Here is a 16,247-nt window from a genome sequence, read left to right on the forward strand (position 1 = left end):
CGCCTATGCCTTTTCATCCCCATCATCTTCATGCGCAAGATGGCCGTCCCAACCTTCAGTCGGAATTTTGGGCTCTGGCGGATCGGCGATATATGACGGCGTCATGATCTGGACGTTGTTCTCGTTGAACACGGCCACGATGTTACGGTGCAGATCAGATTTGATCTTGGGAATGATGCTGCCGCGCGTGGTGTATCCGTTGATCTGATAGTTGATCGCGTAGTCAGCCAACGCAGTCCACAAAACGAAGGGTTCTGGCTTGGTCTTGATGCTTTTGGTGCGATGCGCGGCTTCGATCAGCATCGCCTCGATCTTTTCGGGTGGCTCTTCGTAACCAATGCCAACCGTTGTGTGCAGCAACAAGCCGCTGCCATCGGTTTTCTTCGAGAAATTCACAACGTCCGAATTCATCAACTGGGAATTTGGGATCGAGATCAATTCGTTCTTGATGGATTTCAGATGGGTCTCCATCAGCTTGATCTGGACCACGTCGCCGATGTGATCGCCGATCTGAATGCGATCCCCGATCGAGGTTGATCGGCGATAGATCACAAACAGCCCAGCCAGCATGTTTGACACGACCGAGTTCGCGCCTAACGACAGCATAGCTCCCACAAGGATGGTCAGCCCCTGAAAGGCTGCCGAGTCCGAGCCCGGAATGTAAGGCACCGCAAATACGAGGGCGATTAGAACGACGACAACCCGGGCGATGTTGAAGGTTGGATTGATCCAATGCCGTTCGAAATCCCGCATCTCAAAAGATCCGGCCTCGACCGCATCAAAAAACACGCGCATTCCCCGAATGATATACAGCGTGATCCATGTGATCAGCGCCAGCATGATCAAGTTGGGGATGTAGCTGATGATCCCTCGGAAAATCAGCAGGACCGGATCTGTCAGATAGGTTAGCAGCAACTGCGCAAAATACCGTGTCTCGGCAAACGAGAGCAGCACGAAAGACAAATAGTAGTAGAAACCCAGAAAGAAGAGGACCAGCAGGATAAAGTTCAGCCCATAGCGGATCAGGGCGGCAATCGCTTCGGCCTGGACACTTTTGGCCGTCACGGTTTCGACGTCTTTCAGATAGCTTTGAACGATTTCCAGCGTGCGCCGTCTGATCCGGCGGTGAAGCCACAGGATCAACACAATGAAGACAACAAACCCAAAGGTCCAACCAGCGGCCTCGATTGCGCCGGATACGCGGGCCTCGTCGCTTCGGTTGGCACGGTAGGTGACGATTGCTTCGCGGATCGCATCTCCCTGCAACACGCTGACAATATCGATCTCCATCTGGTCCAGTTCGGCATCCGCCTCGGTTGCCACGGACACAACAACACCATCTGCAAGAATCTCTGTTCCGAGCTCGCTGTCCCGATATGTGATCTCGACATTCAGGCTTTCTGATGATTCAGCGATTTCAATGATCCGGTTCTGGACCCGCTCAGCCCGTTCATTGGCGGGCAGAGCAGAGGAACCACGCAGGAAGAAGAGCGGATCACCGTCGATAGTGACAGGCGCTTTGAACACTTCAGAGCCAGTCGCGTCAGCCTCGGATTGCTCAGCGGGTGTATCCTGCGCCTGTCCTGCGGTGGATAGAATGTTGATCAGCAGCAGCGTCGATAGCAAAAGCTTCAGTCGCTGCAAGTATTTGTAGAGAAATCTCATCACGCCCCCTTAGGGCCGACTATACCCAAGATGCCTCGTGTTCCTAGGGCATATCTGCAACGCTCTGCGCCGTCTTTGGGGGGCAAGGGCCGTACAGGTGGGTCACACCGCCGCCTTTGCTTGCAAACAGGCATATCAGCGCATAGGTTCCCGCCAAATTTGCGGAACGGTACCGCAGCTCAAAGCAAAGGAATATCCCATGGAAGGTGGCGCAATCGCCCAGTTTCTCCCGCTGATCCTGATCTTCGCGATCATGTATTTTCTGCTGATCCGTCCGCAGCAAAAGAAGATGAAAGAGCATCAGGCCATGGTCGAGGCGGTGCGCCGCGGGGATCAAGTTGTTACCCAAGGCGGGCTGATCGGCAAAGTGTCTAAGGTCAAGGAAGGCGAGAACGAGATCGAGGTCGAGATCGCCGAGGGCGTCAAGGTTCGCGTGGTCAAGTCAACCATTGCTCAAGTTCTGAACAAGACCGAACCTGCGAAATAACTTCGCCTGACAATTCCTTGAAAAGGCAGGGTAATGCTGCAAATTGATACCTGGAAGCGGGTTCTTATCTGGCTGGTCTGCGTGACCGGCCTGCTCTTGGCCCTGCCGAATGCGTTCTACACGCGGGTCGAGCTTTCGAACGACGCCAAAGCCGCAATCGAACTGGGCGCGGATACGCCGGAAAATCAGGCCGACGCCGCACTATGGCCAAACTGGCTGCCATCGTCGCTGGTCAATCTGGGCCTCGATCTTCGGGGCGGCGCGCATCTGCTGGCCGAGGTGAAGGTAGAAGACGTCTATGAGGCGCGGATGGAGTCGATGTGGCCGGAAATCCGCGACGCCTTGCGGGATGAACGGGCCACTGTCGGTACGATCCGCAGACAAGACGCCGCGCCGGGTGAGATTCGGGTGCGCATCAGCCAGCCCGAAGGCATGCCCCGCGCGCTAGAGGTTGTCAGGGGATTGGCCCGCCAGGTGCAGACCCTGACCGGAGTAGGCGCCACGGATATTGAAGCCCGCGCCGACGGGGACACGATTATCGTGCAACTCTCCGAGGCCGAAAAACTGGCCTCGGACGACCGAACGGTACGTCAGGCGCTGGAAATCGTGCGCCGCCGGATTGATGAGGTCGGCACGCGTGAACCAACCATCCAACGTCAGGGGTCGGATCGTATCCTGATTCAAGTGCCAGGGATCGGCAGCGCTGGAGAGCTGAAGGATATCATAGGAACCACGGCGCAGCTGACCTTTAACCCCGTGATCAATCGCGGCACCGATCCAGATGCCGTCGCTGGCATCGGTCAAGAGGTGGTGCCGTCGATTGATGAAAACGGTGTCTTCTACATCATCGAATCCGCACCGGTGGTAACCGGTGAGGAACTGGTGGATGCGCAGCCCTCCTTTGACCAAAATGGCCGCCCGGCTGTCAGCTTCCGCTTTAACACCTCGGGCGCGCGTAAGTTTGGTGACTACACGCGCGACAATATCGGCGCGCCTTTTGCGATTGTTCTGGATGATGAGGTCATCTCGGCCCCTGTCATCCAAAGCCATATCCCGGGTGGGTCCGGGATCATCACCGGAAATTTCACCGTTGAGGAAAGCACCAACCTTGCAATCTTGCTGCGTGCGGGTGCCTTGCCGGCCGAGTTGGTGTTTCTGGAAGAACGCACGATCGGTCCCGAGCTGGGCCAAGACAGTATCGATGCAGGTAAGGTCGCAACCATTGTGGCATTTGTGGCAGTGTTGGCCTTCATGGCGCTCAGCTACGGATTGTTTGGTCTCTTCGCCAATGTCGCGCTCATCATCAACGTGGGCCTTCTGTTCGGCCTTCTGTCCATCATCGGAGCTACATTAACTCTACCAGGCATCGCGGGCATCGTTCTAACAGTTGGTATGGCTGTGGACGCCAACGTACTGATCTTTGAACGAATCCGAGAAGAACTGAAATCCGCCAAAGGCCCGGCACGCGCTATTGAGCTGGGCTATGAAAAGGCGCTGTCGGCCATTGTGGACGCCAATGTCACCACCTTCATCACCGCCGTGATTCTGTTTGCCATGGGCAGCGGGCCGGTCCGCGGATTTGCGATTACACTGGGGCTGGGCATTTTGACCTCAGTCTTCACGGCGATCTTCGTGACGCGACTGTTGGTTGTCATCTGGTTCGAACGCCGCCGCCCGAAAACGATCGAGGTTTGACATGAGACTGAAACTCGTACCCCAGAACACCTCGTTCGATTTCTTCAGCCGCTGGAAGCTCTGGCTGGGTATCTCGGGCCTGATGATGGTCATCGCCTTCACCTCTTTCCTGCTGCAGGGGCTGAACTTTGGTATCGACTTCCGAGGTGGGACGACCATTCGGACCCAAAGTGCGGTTGAAATTGACGTGGGTGCCTATCGTGATGCCATCGCGCCTTTGGGGCTTGGCGATGTGACGATCACCGAGATTTTTGATCCGACCTTTGGCCCGGACGAAAACGTTGCGATGATCCGCATTCAGGCGCAGGCTGATGCCGAAGCGGTCGAGGCCGCGACAATCACCGCCGTCGAAGAGGCTTTAAAAACCGTGATCCCGGACATTCAGTTTGTCTCAGTCGAATCGGTCGGCCCGAAAGTATCTGGCGAATTGATTCAAACGGCGATCATCGCCGTGGCATTGGCCATTGGCGCGGTGCTTGTTTACATTTGGCTTCGCTTTGAATGGCAATTCGCACTGGGCGCGGTCGCGGCCCTTGTGCACGATGTGATCCTGACTATCGGCATCTTTTCAGAGCTGCAAATCCGCTTTGATCTGGCTATCATCGCAGCACTGCTAACCATCGTCGGTTACTCATTGAACGACACAGTGGTTGTCTTCGACCGGGTGCGCGAGAATCTGCGGAAATACAAAAAGAAAGACCTCAAAGAGGTGCTCAACATCTCGATCAACGAAACGCTCAGCCGGACAGTGATGACCTCGGTCACGACCCTTTTGGCATTGATCTCGCTCTATGTGCTGGGCGGAGACGTGATCCGCGGCTTTGTGTTTGCGATGATCTGGGGCGTGATTGTGGGAACCTATTCGTCGGTCTTCGTCGCCTCGACCATCCTTTTGTGGTTGGGTGTTAAGCGCGACTGGTCCAAGCCATCAAACAACGCGGGCAACCAGTTTGCCAACGTGGATGCCTGAGCTTTTCGGCCAGTCCTCTCAGGGGCTGGCCATCATTGTCTTTGCCGCAGGTCTCAGCGGCGTTGTGCGCGGGTTTTCAGGTTTTGGAACTGCGCTGATCTTCCTTCCCCTTGCAACGCCGCATTTGGGTCCGTTTGGTGCCCTGATCGGTTTAACCATCATGGATGTCTTCGGCCCATTGCCTAATCTGCGACGGGCTTGGGCGTCTGTGAATCAGGCCGACCTGTGGCGCTTGGTAGTAAGCTGCGCCGCACTCTTGCCTGTTGGCCTGTGGGTTCTTACCCAAGTCGACCCGGATGTGTTCCGCTACGCGGTCAGTGGCCTTGCGCTGGCGATGCTGGCCATCTTGATCCTGGGCCTGCGCTATCACGGTCACGTCGGCCGCATGATGGTCAACGCGATCGGTGCCGCAGCCGGTTTCCTGGGGGGTGTTGCGGGCCTCCCGGGGCCAGCTGTCATTTTGTTTTATATGTCACGACCGCTACCGGTCGAGGTGATCCGGGCAACCATCTTGTTGTTCCTTCTGGCGTTCGACTTCCTGCTGCTGGGGTTTTTGACGGCAATGGGGCAAGTCACCTATGCAACTGCAGGTCTGGGGCTTGCGCTGGCTATACCAAACCTGCTGGGCAATTGGCTGGGTGGCTGGCTGTTCCGACCCGAGCGAGAGCGCCTGTACCGCAACGCGGCCTATTTGGCGATTGCCTTTGCCGCCTTGTCCGGCCTGCCGCTTTGGGGGTAAAGAACACCCATGCGATTGAATGAGATCACCTATACAAATGCCCAGCCTATCGATGGCTATGGCCCCGGTTTTTTTCGCATTGGTGGACAGGTGCATCACGGCGGCGTCCTGACCGGCCCAACAGGAACAACACTCTGGGACGGCTATGCACAGGTCGGCGACCTGCTGGCACTTGCAGATGTGGTCGATGTCTTGTTCATCGGTACAGGCGCTGAACTATCCCATATTCCAGCAGACCTGCGCAGCGCTTTGGAAGAGGCTGGCCTGGGCGTCGAGATCATGAACTCACCCGCCGCATGCCGCACCTATAACGTGCTGCTCTCCGAGGGCCGCCGCATCGCGCTCGCCCTGATCCCCGTGTAAGCGGATCCTCCTTCATCTGGCCAAAAATATCCCGGAGAGCGCGAGAGGCTGGCCTCTCGCACCCGCACTCACCATATGAACAGGCCCGCGAACCCTGCGGCAAATCCATCCTTTTGCCCGCCTCTCCAATCAGATAAGCGAAGGATATGACACTCACGGTGACAGATTTGGCGATTGCGCGTGGCGGCATTCCCGTGCTCGAAGGGCTGAGCTTCTCGCTTGCCCCCGGTCAGGCACTGATCCTTCGCGGGCCGAACGGCATCGGCAAGACAACGCTGCTGCGCACTTTGGCAGGACTTCAACCACCGCTAGGGGGGCGCATCGAGGGTGCCGAGGATCAGATTGCCTACGCCTCCCATTCAGACGGGTTGAAACCAACCCTGACCGTGACTGAGAATCTCACCTTTTGGGCTGCGGTCTTCGGAACGCATGACATCCAACCGGCATTGGATGCCTTTCAACTGAACGCGCTTGCAGATCGCCACGCGGGCAATCTGTCGGCAGGCCAAAAACGGCGGCTGGGCTTGGCGCGCATGTTGGTGACGGGCCGACCCATCTGGGCCTTGGATGAGCCGACCGTTTCCCTGGACCAAAGCGCGGTGCAGATGTTCGCGTCAACCGTGCAAAGGCATCTGGGGCAGGGCGGTTCCGCCCTGATCGCCACCCATATCGATCTGGGTCTTGAAGCTGAAATACTGGATGTCGGCCCCTTCAAAGCCCGTCTTGACCTGACCGATGACCTGGACGGAGGGTTCCTGTGATCGCTCTGCTGCTGCGCGACCTGAAACTGGCCTTTCGGGCCGGGGGTGGCTTTGGACTGGGGTTGGCCTTTTTCCTGATCTTGACGGTTCTGGTGCCCTTTGCAGTTGGCCCGCAGTCGGCGCTGCTGTCCACCATCGCACCCGGCATTCTATGGCTCGGTGCGCTGTTGGCCTGTCTGCTTTCGCTCGACCGTCTCTTGGCGCTGGATTGGGAAGATGGATCACTGGATCTTCTCGCCACGGCCCCGCTGCCGCTTGAGGCGATTGTCTCCATCAAGGCGCTTGCGCATTGGATCACCACGGGGCTGCCGCTGGTCTTGGCGGCCCCCTTTCTGGGCATCTTATTGAATCTGCCACCATCGGGTTTTTTCTGGCTGGTGATCTCGCTGCTGCTGGGCACCCCTGCCATGAGCGTGATCGGCACCTTCGGTGCCGCCTTAACCGTTGGATTGAAACGCGGAGGGTTGCTGCTGTCATTGCTGGTGCTGCCGCTCTACGTTCCGACATTGATTTTCGGGGCAGAGGTCGCCCGTCGCGGTGCGATCGGAATGGACACACAGACCCCGCTGCTGATGCTGGCCGGGATCACCGCCGCCACGATTGCCTTGCTGCCATTTGCCAGCGCGGCTGTGCTACGGATCAATCTGCGGTGAAGCGCCACATTCTTGACGGAGGTCAATTGAGAAACTGCCTGTTTCAGACTAGATATCAGCCATGACAATCGCAGCCAGAGCCAACGCCCTTTGGGAATATGCCAATCCGCGCAAGTTTCTTGCCACCAGCGAACGCATCTTGCCGTTCTTCTGGATGACATCGGCATTATGTCTGATGGTCGGGCTTGTCTGGGGCTTTTTCTTCACGCCGGACGACTACAAACAAGGATCGACCGTCAAGATCATCTATCTGCATGTTCCTGCGGCATTGATGGCCATCAACTGCTGGCTGATGATGCTGGTGACCTCGTTGATCTGGCTGGTGCGCCGCCATCACGTCAGCGCCCTGGCTGCCCGGGCGGCAGCCCCGGTGGGCATTGTCATGACTCTGATTGCATTGGCAACCGGAGCCATCTGGGGCCAGCCCATGTGGGGCACCTGGTGGGCGTGGGATCCGCGCTTGACCTCATTCCTGATCCTGTTTCTGTTCTACCTTGGCTATGTAGCGCTCTGGGAAGCCATAGAAGACCCTGATACGGCGGCCGACCTGACCTCGGTCTTGTGTCTGGTGGGCTCGGTCTTTGCCATCCTCAGCCGCTATGCAGTGAATTTCTGGAACCAAGGCCTGCATCAGGGCGCATCCGTTATGCGGGCCGGAGCCATCACAGGTACTGATACCGAAGAGAAGGTGAGCAACATCTTCTTCTACCCGCTTTTGGTCTGCATCATCGGTTTTGTTTTGCTGTTCGTCGCGCTGGTTCTGTACCGCACAGGCACCGAAATCCGCGCGCGGCGCGTCAAGGCCCTGCTGGCACGCGAAAGGGTGGGCGGATGATCCCCGATCTTGGAAAATATGCAGATGCTGTTCTGTGGTCCTATGCCGTTTCAATCGGCTTGCTGCTGGCACTGGTTGCGATCAGCGTGATGCGGGGCCGCAAAGTACGGACCGAGATGGAAAAGGTTGAACAAAGAGTGACGCGCAATGGCTAAGATTTCGCCCCTTATGATCGCGCCACCCCTGATCTTCGGCGCATTTGCGGTTCTTGCCGGGATTGGCATGTTCCGTGAGGATCCTGACGCGCTACCTTCTGCGCGGCAAGGACAGCCTGCACCACCTGTCGTCCTGACCGAGTTTCCCGGCAAAACCTTGTTCAACGATGAAACGCTAAGGGATGGCAAGGTTAAGCTGGTCAATTATTGGGCCAGCTGGTGCGCCCCCTGCCGGGCCGAGCATCCCAACCTCGAAGCGCTGTCTGCCGAAGGCATCCCCGTCTACGGCATCAACTACAAAGATCAGTTGGATAATGCCGAAAGCTTTCTGCAAGAACTGGGCGATCCCTATTCAGGCATAGGCCGAGACGAGCAGGGGCGTATGGCTCTGGATTGGGGCCTCTACGGCGTGCCAGAGACATATGTGATTGATGGCGATGGTACCGTGATCCTACGCTTCGCTGGGCCGATTACGCGGCGTGTCATCGAAAGCACGATCCGGCCTGCTCTGGAACAGGCGGCAGGCGGCTCATAACCGATACCCGCCGGTAACGCCCAGAACTTCACCCGTAATGAAACTGGCATCATCCGAGGCCAAAAACCGAACAGCCTTTGCAATATCTTCTGGCCGGCCTACGCGTCCAACAGCGGTATCCTTGACGAATAAGGCGGTCAGGTCATGCGGGCGCGGCGCCTCGGGGATGTTGATCGCGCCAGGGGCCACGGCATTCACACGAATACCCTTGGGGCCCAACTCTTTGGCCATACCACGCGTCCACAAGTTCAGTGCGGCCTTGCTGGCCCCATAGGTCACCGCATCCTTGGGCGGCAGAACGGCATTCATCGAAGAGATGCTGACAATCGCGGCGCCCGGTTTCAGATGCGGCAAAGCTGCGGTCAGCAACGCGGCGGGCACCAGCAGGTTCAGGTCCAATATGGAGAGGTGATCATCCTTATCGAACACGTCTTTCGGGGTCATCGTAACCGCCCCGGCATTGTTCACGATCAGATCGAGACGTCCAAACTTTTCTATGACCTGCTGAATAACCGCCTCTGGCTGCCCCTCTGCTGTCAGGTCAGATCGCAAGGCCAGACACTCGCTTTTCTCCTCAGGTTCGCTCGTCAACCAAGTGAACGCCACATGGTGGTCGCCGCGCAATTCGTCGACAATTGCGCGCCCAATTCCGCGCGCGCCGCCTGTTATCAATGCCACTTTATCCATACCAGCCTCCTTGCGCTGACCAGACCCGGATTATGGGCGATATTCAACTTCTTCTGTTCATAAATACCTCGGAGCGCGAGGCAGAGCCTCGCTAATAAATGCAAAAGGACGCCCGTAGGCGTCCTTTTACGGCCACGAACAAAGCGGCTTCAGCCAGCCTTGGCCAGATTTCGCAATACATAATGCAACACACCGCCATTTTCGATGTATTCAATCTCGGGCGCGGTATCGATCCGGCATTTCAGGGTGATGCTCTTCTCGGACCCATCGCCATAGGTGATAGTACAGGGTACCTCTTGCAGCGGCTCGACCGTATCCAACCCATGGATCGACACGGTCTCATCGCCTTTCAAGCCCAGCGTCTTACGCGTGTCGCCGCCCGTGAATTCCAGCGGAATAACACCCATGCCAACAAGATTTGACCGATGGATGCGCTCAAAGCTTTCGGCGATCACGGCCTTCACACCCAACAAGGCGGTCCCTTTGGCCGCCCAGTCGCGGGATGAGCCCGCTCCGTACTGCTCACCACCAAACACCACCAAGGGCGTGCCCTGTTCCTGATAGGCCATCGACGCCTCATAGACCGAAGTCTGTTGGCCATCAGGCCCTTTCGTGTACCCGCCTTCAACGCCATCCAGCATCTCGTTCTTGACGCGGATATTGGCAAAAGTACCGCGCATCATGATCTCGTGATTGCCGCGGCGTGATCCATACGAGTTGAACTCGCGCGGTTGCACCTGCCGTTCGATCAGATACTTCCCGGCAGGGGTGGTGGTCGCGAACGATCCGGCGGGCGAGATATGATCGGTGGTGATCATGTCCCCCAGGATCAGCAGAACCTTGGCCCCATCGATATTCGAGATGGTGCCCGGTTCAGCCCCCATACCCTGGAAATAGGGCGGGTTCTGGATGTAGGTCGAGGTCGGCGGCCAGTCATAGGTTTCCTGTTGCGGAACCTCGACGCTCTGCCATTTCTCGTCGCCCTTGAAGACGTCCGCATATTTCGACTGGAACGCGTCGCGGGTCACGGTCGCCTGAACCAGTTCCGCAATCTCGGCTTGGCTAGGCCAAAGGTCTTTCATGTAGACATCGTTGCCATCCTTGTCCTGACCAATGGGGTCCGAAGTCAGGTCGATATCCAGTGTGCCGGCCAACGCATAGACCACGACCAGCGGCGGCGAGGCCAGATAGTTGGCACGTACATCAGGCGAGATGCGGCCCTCAAAGTTGCGGTTGCCCGACAGAACCGATGTTGCGACCAGATCACCTTCGGCAATGGCGTCGCTGATTTCCTTCTGAATTGGACCCGAGTTCCCGATACAGGTGGTGCAGCCATAGCCCACAAGGTTAAAGCCGATCTTGTCCAGATCATCCTGCAAACCAGCAGCCTCAAGATAGGCCGACACAACCTGCGATCCCGGCGCCAGTGAGGTCTTGACCCAAGGTTTGCGATCCAGACCCAGAGCCGCTGCCTTACGCGCCACCAGACCCGCACCAATCATAACATATGGGTTCGACGTATTGGTGCAGGAGGTGATCGAGGCGATCACGACCTTGCCCGATTCCATCGTGTAGTCTTCACCTTTGACGGCGACTTCCTTGCCCATAGGGCGTTTGAACGTCTCAGACATTTCCTTTGTGAAGGCGGCCTTGGCATCCGTCAGCGCAACATAGTCCTGCGGACGTTTTGGGCCGGAAATCGCAGGTACGATGGTGCCCATATCCAGCGTCAATGTATCGGTGTAGATCGGGGCGTAATCCGAACCGCGCCAGAACCCGTTTTCCTTGGCATAGGCTTCGACCAGCGCAATGCGGTCTTCGTCGCGGCCTGTATTCCGCATATAGCGCAGGGTCTCTCCGTCGATGGGGAAGAAGCCACAGGTCGCACCGTATTCAGGTGCCATATTGGCTATGGTCGCCCGATCTGCCAGCGGCAGATGGTCCAGACCTTCACCGTAGAATTCAACGAATTTGCCGACAACGCCTTTCTCGCGCAGCATCTCGACGACCTTCAGAACCAGATCGGTGCCGGTGGTGCCTTCGACCATCGCACCGGTCAGTTCAAAGCCCACGACTTCGGGGATCAGCATCGAGATCGGTTGACCCAGCATCGCGGCCTCGGCCTCGATCCCGCCGACGCCCCAGCCCAGAACGGCCATGCCGTTGACCATGGTGGTGTGGCTGTCGGTGCCGACCAGCGTGTCGGGGTAGGCGACCTCTTCCCCATTTTGATCGGTATCGGTCCAGACAGTCTGGGCCAGATATTCTAGGTTCACCTGGTGGCAAATGCCAGTACCGGGGGGCACAACGCGGAAGTTGTTGAACGCGGTCTGACCCCATTTCAGGAACTGGTAACGTTCCATGTTGCGTTCATACTCGCGGTCCACGTTCATCTGAAAGGCGCGTGGGTTGCCGAACTCGTCGATCATGACCGAGTGGTCGATGACCAGATCAACCGGGTTCAACGGGTTGATCTTCTGCGCGTCGCCCCCCAGGCCTTTGATCCCGTCGCGCATCGCGGCGAGGTCGACGACCGCCGGAACACCGGTGAAATCCTGCATCAGAACGCGGGCAGGGCGATAAGCGATCTCTCGTGGGTTTTTACCCCCATTCGCACCCCATTCGGCAAAGGCCTTGATGTCATCGACCGAGACCGAGAAACCCTCATCCTCGAACCGCAGCATGTTTTCGAGCACCACTTTCAACGCGGCGGGCAGGTTCGAGAAATCGCCGAGACCGGCCTCTTGCGCCGCAGGGATCGAATAGTAGGAAATGGATTTACCATTCACGCTCAGGCTGCGGCGGGTCTTGGCGGTGTCCTGTCCGACTTTGATGGGCATCTGTTGGCCTCCCTCTCAAATGACTTGGATTATGGGGTCGCTACACTTTATCTGCATCACCAGCACTGTCGGTTCAAGGGTGATCAGCGCTTTTGATTTGATTTTTGTATACCATTGTACACAGCAATCTAAGTGTATTCTTACTGCGTTTCAAGAAACCTTGATTGGAGGTTGAACGTCAAAGCAGCTAAACCTTCTGAGCAGCCCAACCAGCCAAGGCCTACCGATGTTTAAAGCCACTGTCGTCACAACCGTTCTTGCCCTTCTGCTCGCGACCCATGCTGCGGCCGAAGAAGACCCGGTTGTCATTGAGCTGTTTACCTCGCAGGGGTGTTCGTCTTGCCCGCCAGCCGACCGGATCATGCACCAACTCGCGAAACGCGACGATGTGATCGGTCTGGCGCTGCATGTGGACTACTGGGACTATATCGGCTGGAAAGATGAATATGCAGATCCTGATCATACGTTGCGACAGCGAGCCTATGCGCGTCAGGGCGGGCGGTCGATGATCTATACGCCTCAGATGGTGATCAACGGACAAGAGGATGTGGTCGGTGCCAAAGCAGCCGAGTTGAACCAGCTGATCGAGGCGCATTTGGCGAATACGCCCCAGGCTTCGGTTCAGGCCCGGCGTGATGGGGATGCAATATTGGTCGATGTTACCCCAGTCGCATTGCCCTATGGGCAAGTCTATGATGTGCGGGTGGTTCAGTATTCTCCGATGCGGCATGCCTCGATCCGTCGGGGTGAGTTGGCCGGGCATGACCTGGACTATGCCAACGTTGTTGAAAACTGGCAGATCGCAGGTCAATGGGATGGCACCGCGCCGCAGAGTTTCGAGACCCCTCTGAACTCCGAATTCCCTGCCGTCGTTTTGGTGCAACAAGTCGGACACGGACCCATTGTCGCCGCCGCCAATGTGAAATGATCAGGGCATTTCCTCAGGGCTGACGCCCAGACCATTCCAGTGTTTCCAGCGGCGGTGAATCCAAAACCACTGGCCCATATGCTGGCGAACCATCTGCTCCAGATCATTGTTGGTGAACTGCGTCATGTCTTGCGGAGTCGTGTGCGGAACGGGGTCGTGCAGGATGATCTCAAAATCCAGCCCGTTGGGTTGACGAACCGCGTAGCACGGGATCAAGACTGCTTTGTATTTTATCGCCAGTTCAGCATTCAGGACCGATGTGATCGCCGGTTTGCCGAAAAACTGCAGCTGTTCGCCACCCTGTGAATGCAGGTCCGAGACGATGGCGATGATACCGCCATTCTTGAGGGACCTGACCATTTCCACCATGCCGCGCCGGCCCTGTTCGAACATCGGCGAGCCCGATTTATAGAAGGCTTCGACATAGGCATCGTTAAAATAGGGGTTCGCCATGCGGCGATACAGGCAGCCGATCGGTTTGTCGCTGCGATACTGCAATGCAACGCGTGCAGCCAGATAGTGCCCGAAATGCGCTGTTATCATCATGACCGGGCGACCTTCGGCAATCGCTGCGTCAAAGGCTTCGATACCGGGCCCGCTTATTTTTGCGTGTTTCTGACGTTCGATGAACCCTTCGGGCGAAAAATGCTCCATGATCGCACGCCCTGCATTGTCAGAGACATTGCTGCTGATCTTTCTCGCCTCGGCGTCTGAAAGTTCGGGACAAGTAAGGTTCAGGTTGCGCAGAACCCGTCGGCGAAAGCCGACAATGGGCGCAAGGCCGCGGACGATTGCGCCCATTGTGGCGATGCGCCGCTCGTAAGGCAGTAAGCGCATGGTGCCGATGACCCCTTTCAGGAACAGATTGGCGACATAGTATTTTGCAAGCTCACTTCGGCTGAGCCTTGACTTTTCGACGGGCATGAAAGCGTCTCACCGCGTTTTGCGCATTTTGGGATCAGACATATATGTCAGGACCTGCAATCTCAAGCGTTCAAGCACGGTTGACGCCAGACAAGTTGGTTTGACCCTGAGAAGCAGCAAGCGAAGGATCTAATCTTCTTCTTCTTCCTCGGGTTCGACCAGAACGATCGTGCCTGCATCAACCAGCCCGCGCACAGCTCCAACGATTTGAGTCATTGCGTCTTCGGCCTCAGCCTGTTTGACGCGGCCGCGCTCGGCCATTTCTTCGCGCAGGTTATCGGCCATGCGGGCGGAGATGTTCGACAACAGAAACTCAACCGATGCCTTGTCATCATCTGCAGCAGCGCCTGCCAAGGCGGTGATCAGAACCGGTTGTTCAACCTCGCGCAAGACCGCTGGGATATCGCGTGCCTGAATACGGGTCTGGATATGCGCAAAGGTAAAGATGGATTGGCGAACAACGCTGGCGAAATCGGCATCTTCGGCATCCAGCGCATCCAGTAAACCGTCGCGGGTTGCAGCAGCGGATTGGTTCAGGATTGCCCCGACACGCGCGCCCGGGCCATCGCTGAACGCTTGGGCCGGACGTTGATCTAATTGTGAGGCCAGTGACCAGCCGATACGCTCCACCGCTTCGGGTGTGACGCTGGCGGTTTTTGATATCGCGTAGGTGATGCGGCGCGCGACCGGGCCGGGCAGGTGCCCCAAAAGCTGCGCGGCCTGCGCCGTATCAAGCTTTGACAGCATGACAGCGGCTACCTCGGTGCTCTCGGCTTGCGCCAAGTCTGCCAGTTCTTCGGTCGGGATTTCCCGCAAACGCTGCCAAGGGTCCCCAATCTGGCGAACACCGGCAACCTTGCGCAAGCGTGCAGCCGTCGCAGGGGCAATCTTGCCGTTAATTGCATCCAACGCGCCGGCCAGCCCATGGGGAAAGGACAGTCCGATATTATCAAGCGCATCCCCAAACTCTTGCGCCACGGAATCCAGTGTGACCCGATCCACCAACCCCATCTGGCCAAGCTGATGCGTAAGCCGTTCCTGCAGATCGTCTGGCAGCTCCTCTAGCGGGATATCCGCGCCTTCGTTTAGCAGTAGCCGCACGACAACGGCGGCTTTTTGCAAACTGCTCAGCGATCTGGGGACGATCTTGGCAGCGCTGCTTTCAGTGCCCGCGGGTGGCGTCGCCCCCGGAGCCATTTTTATCAGTGCGTTTGTATCCTGCATGTGCCTGCCGAGCCAAATTCAGTTCCGCAGTCAGCATAAAGAGAGTTGGGTAAAGAAAGGCTGAAGCCCAATGCACTAAAACAAACCCACCGCCAGCCCCGGCTGATGCTTTTTGCATATCCGGAAAGCTGGCGATGTGCCGCTGTTCAAAGGTCTTAATAGCTGTATGTCAGCCCGGTCTGGATCGCCTCGCGCAACGAGGCTTCGGCCCAGGTACCTTCTCCGCCGCGGGCCTTGATCTCGCGCCACTGCTCAATGGCCAGATCGGTTTTGCCTTCGGCTACGAACCCCTGACCCATATAGCTGCGGGCCAGAATATTATCGGGGTTGGCCGCGATGGCCTTTTCATAGAACAGGTTCGCCAGCTCAAGCTCACCCATCTTGCGGTAGGTGAAGCCCCAATAGGTCTGCACACGGTCATCGGCCTGATCCATAATGCGCAGAATACCCTGAGCGTTTTTGTACTGGCCGTCATAGGCCAGCTCACGAACCGCGTCATAAAGCTGATCATCCGAGAACTTGTTCTTGTCCGGCTTTACGCATCTACCGGCCGCTTCGTCATACACCCGGCCGAACAGGCATTTTTTCGTGGTGTTCGTGGGTTTGGGCGGATTGCTATCGCCGCCGGCGGCGTGGACGGCGGGGGCAAAGGCAAAGGCTTGAAACGCGATTGCGGATGCTAGGACAAGGCGCATTATTCGACTCCGTTCTCAGGTCTGCTTTTTTGAAATCATAGTGTGATCTTCCAAAAAGCTAACACCGGATCGGTCGCGTTTATTCACAAAC

Annotated in this window: 17 protein-coding genes; 11 read left to right on the plus strand and 6 right to left on the minus strand. The window is 57.2% G+C overall.

The features are described 5' to 3' along the window. Positions 1 to 3: 3 nt before the first annotated feature. Positions 4 to 1,665: a mechanosensitive ion channel family protein gene (locus ACR0EL_RS00995; protein ID WP_480497449.1), complete on the minus strand. Its 1,662-nt coding sequence runs from the start codon at positions 1,663 to 1,665 to the stop codon at positions 4 to 6. Positions 1,666 to 1,864: 199 nt separating this feature from the next. Between ACR0EL_RS00995 and yajC the strand changes: the two genes are divergently transcribed. The 10 genes from yajC to ACR0EL_RS01045 all read left to right on the plus strand — a co-directional run bounded on the left by yajC (position 1,865) and on the right by ACR0EL_RS01045 (position 8,858). Beyond that, positions 1,865 to 2,152: a preprotein translocase subunit YajC gene (gene yajC / locus ACR0EL_RS01000; RefSeq protein ID WP_170449793.1), complete on the plus strand. Its 288-nt coding sequence runs from the start codon at positions 1,865 to 1,867 to the stop codon at positions 2,150 to 2,152. 33 nt (positions 2,153 to 2,185) lie between these two features. Beyond that, positions 2,186 to 3,847, plus strand: a complete 1,662-nt coding sequence (gene secD, locus ACR0EL_RS01005; protein WP_480497451.1) for a protein translocase subunit SecD — start codon at positions 2,186 to 2,188, stop codon at positions 3,845 to 3,847. Position 3,848: 1 nt separating this feature from the next. Then, positions 3,849 to 4,817: a protein translocase subunit SecF gene (gene secF, locus ACR0EL_RS01010; RefSeq protein WP_353006374.1), complete on the plus strand. Its 969-nt coding sequence runs from the start codon at positions 3,849 to 3,851 to the stop codon at positions 4,815 to 4,817. Beyond that, entirely contained in the window at positions 4,810 to 5,556 is a 747-nt protein-coding gene (locus ACR0EL_RS01015; RefSeq protein WP_480497453.1) for a TSUP family transporter, read from the plus strand. Before secF ends, ACR0EL_RS01015 begins: the two co-directional genes overlap by 8 nt. Positions 5,557 to 5,565: 9 nt before the next feature. Further along, on the plus strand, positions 5,566 to 5,919 hold the full coding sequence (locus tag ACR0EL_RS01020; protein WP_480497455.1) for an Mth938-like domain-containing protein: 354 nt from the start codon (positions 5,566 to 5,568) through the stop codon (positions 5,917 to 5,919). 146 nt (positions 5,920 to 6,065) lie between these two features. Beyond that, positions 6,066 to 6,680, plus strand: a complete 615-nt coding sequence (gene ccmA, locus ACR0EL_RS01025; protein ID WP_480497457.1) for a heme ABC exporter ATP-binding protein CcmA — start codon at positions 6,066 to 6,068, stop codon at positions 6,678 to 6,680. Further along, positions 6,677 to 7,333 carry a heme exporter protein CcmB gene (ccmB, locus tag ACR0EL_RS01030; protein ID WP_480497459.1) on the plus strand — a complete coding sequence of 219 codons (657 nt, stop codon included), beginning with the start codon at positions 6,677 to 6,679 and terminating at the stop codon, positions 7,331 to 7,333. The genes ccmA and ccmB overlap by 4 nt, the downstream gene beginning before the upstream one ends. A 61-nt stretch (positions 7,334 to 7,394) precedes the next feature. Then, a complete protein-coding gene (locus ACR0EL_RS01035) occupies positions 7,395 to 8,168 on the plus strand; it encodes a heme ABC transporter permease (RefSeq protein ID WP_480497461.1) in 774 nt (257 codons plus the stop codon). Next, complete coding sequence (gene ccmD / locus ACR0EL_RS01040; protein WP_480497463.1) at positions 8,165 to 8,323, plus strand: heme exporter protein CcmD; 159 nt, start codon at positions 8,165 to 8,167, stop codon at positions 8,321 to 8,323. The genes ACR0EL_RS01035 and ccmD overlap by 4 nt, the downstream gene beginning before the upstream one ends. Then, positions 8,316 to 8,858, plus strand: a complete 543-nt coding sequence (locus ACR0EL_RS01045) for a DsbE family thiol:disulfide interchange protein (protein WP_480497466.1) — start codon at positions 8,316 to 8,318, stop codon at positions 8,856 to 8,858. Before ccmD ends, ACR0EL_RS01045 begins: the two co-directional genes overlap by 8 nt. Here ACR0EL_RS01045 and ACR0EL_RS01050 read toward each other — a convergent pair. After that, the gene (locus ACR0EL_RS01050) at positions 8,853 to 9,545 is read right to left on the minus strand and encodes an SDR family NAD(P)-dependent oxidoreductase (protein ID WP_480497468.1); all 693 of its coding nucleotides are present in this window, start codon (positions 9,543 to 9,545) and stop codon (positions 8,853 to 8,855) included. The two genes, ACR0EL_RS01045 and ACR0EL_RS01050, sit on opposite strands and share 6 nt — an antisense overlap. Positions 9,546 to 9,694: 149 nt before the next feature. After that, positions 9,695 to 12,385 carry an aconitate hydratase AcnA gene (gene acnA / locus ACR0EL_RS01055; RefSeq protein WP_480497470.1) on the minus strand — a complete coding sequence of 897 codons (2,691 nt, stop codon included), beginning with the start codon at positions 12,383 to 12,385 and terminating at the stop codon, positions 9,695 to 9,697. Positions 12,386 to 12,611: 226 nt separating this feature from the next. On the opposite strand from acnA, the gene ACR0EL_RS01060 reads away from it, so the two are divergent. Then, positions 12,612 to 13,313, plus strand: coding sequence for a DUF1223 domain-containing protein (locus ACR0EL_RS01060; RefSeq protein WP_480497472.1), 702 nt, complete (start codon positions 12,612 to 12,614; stop codon positions 13,311 to 13,313). Here ACR0EL_RS01060 and ACR0EL_RS01065 read toward each other — a convergent pair whose 3' ends face one another. The 3 genes from ACR0EL_RS01065 to ACR0EL_RS01075 form a co-directional block, all read right to left on the minus strand. Beyond that, complete coding sequence (locus ACR0EL_RS01065; RefSeq protein ID WP_480497474.1) at positions 13,314 to 14,237, minus strand: lysophospholipid acyltransferase family protein; 924 nt, start codon at positions 14,235 to 14,237, stop codon at positions 13,314 to 13,316. It abuts the gene before it with no gap. A gap of 129 nt (positions 14,238 to 14,366) precedes the next feature. Further along, positions 14,367 to 15,434, minus strand: coding sequence for a flagellar motor switch protein FliG (locus ACR0EL_RS01070; protein WP_480498397.1), 1,068 nt, complete (start codon positions 15,432 to 15,434; stop codon positions 14,367 to 14,369). Positions 15,435 to 15,616: 182 nt separating this feature from the next. After that, the gene (locus ACR0EL_RS01075; RefSeq protein WP_353006402.1) at positions 15,617 to 16,156 is read right to left on the minus strand and encodes a tetratricopeptide repeat protein; all 540 of its coding nucleotides are present in this window, start codon (positions 16,154 to 16,156) and stop codon (positions 15,617 to 15,619) included. Positions 16,157 to 16,247 lie beyond the last annotated feature (91 nt).

It is taken from the genome of Ruegeria sp. AH12 (assembly GCF_056541465.1).

Excerpts from the sequence above, each read along its gene's own strand:
- yajC (WP_170449793.1), top strand. The coding sequence starts at position 1,865 with ATGGAAGGTGGCGCAATCGCCCAGTTTCTCCCGCTGATCCTGATCTTC.
- ACR0EL_RS01015 (WP_480497453.1), top strand. The coding sequence starts at position 4,810 with ATGCCTGAGCTTTTCGGCCAGTCCTCTCAGGGGCTGGCCATCATTGTC.
- ACR0EL_RS01045 (WP_480497466.1), top strand. The coding sequence starts at position 8,316 with ATGGCTAAGATTTCGCCCCTTATGATCGCGCCACCCCTGATCTTCGGC.
- secF (WP_353006374.1), top strand. The coding sequence starts at position 3,849 with ATGAGACTGAAACTCGTACCCCAGAACACCTCGTTCGATTTCTTCAGC.
- ACR0EL_RS01065 (WP_480497474.1), bottom strand. The coding sequence starts at position 14,237 with ATGCCCGTCGAAAAGTCAAGGCTCAGCCGAAGTGAGCTTGCAAAATAC.
- ACR0EL_RS01020 (WP_480497455.1), top strand. The coding sequence starts at position 5,566 with ATGCGATTGAATGAGATCACCTATACAAATGCCCAGCCTATCGATGGC.
- ACR0EL_RS01075 (WP_353006402.1), bottom strand. The coding sequence starts at position 16,156 with ATGCGCCTTGTCCTAGCATCCGCAATCGCGTTTCAAGCCTTTGCCTTT.
- ACR0EL_RS01035 (WP_480497461.1), top strand. The coding sequence starts at position 7,395 with ATGACAATCGCAGCCAGAGCCAACGCCCTTTGGGAATATGCCAATCCG.
- secD (WP_480497451.1), top strand. The coding sequence starts at position 2,186 with ATGCTGCAAATTGATACCTGGAAGCGGGTTCTTATCTGGCTGGTCTGC.
- ccmA (WP_480497457.1), top strand. The coding sequence starts at position 6,066 with ATGACACTCACGGTGACAGATTTGGCGATTGCGCGTGGCGGCATTCCC.
- ACR0EL_RS01050 (WP_480497468.1), bottom strand. The coding sequence starts at position 9,545 with ATGGATAAAGTGGCATTGATAACAGGCGGCGCGCGCGGAATTGGGCGC.
- ACR0EL_RS01070 (WP_480498397.1), bottom strand. The coding sequence starts at position 15,434 with ATGGCTCCGGGGGCGACGCCACCCGCGGGCACTGAAAGCAGCGCTGCC.
- ACR0EL_RS00995 (WP_480497449.1), bottom strand. The coding sequence starts at position 1,665 with ATGAGATTTCTCTACAAATACTTGCAGCGACTGAAGCTTTTGCTATCG.
- acnA (WP_480497470.1), bottom strand. The coding sequence starts at position 12,385 with ATGCCCATCAAAGTCGGACAGGACACCGCCAAGACCCGCCGCAGCCTG.
- ACR0EL_RS01060 (WP_480497472.1), top strand. The coding sequence starts at position 12,612 with ATGTTTAAAGCCACTGTCGTCACAACCGTTCTTGCCCTTCTGCTCGCG.
- ccmD (WP_480497463.1), top strand. The coding sequence starts at position 8,165 with ATGATCCCCGATCTTGGAAAATATGCAGATGCTGTTCTGTGGTCCTAT.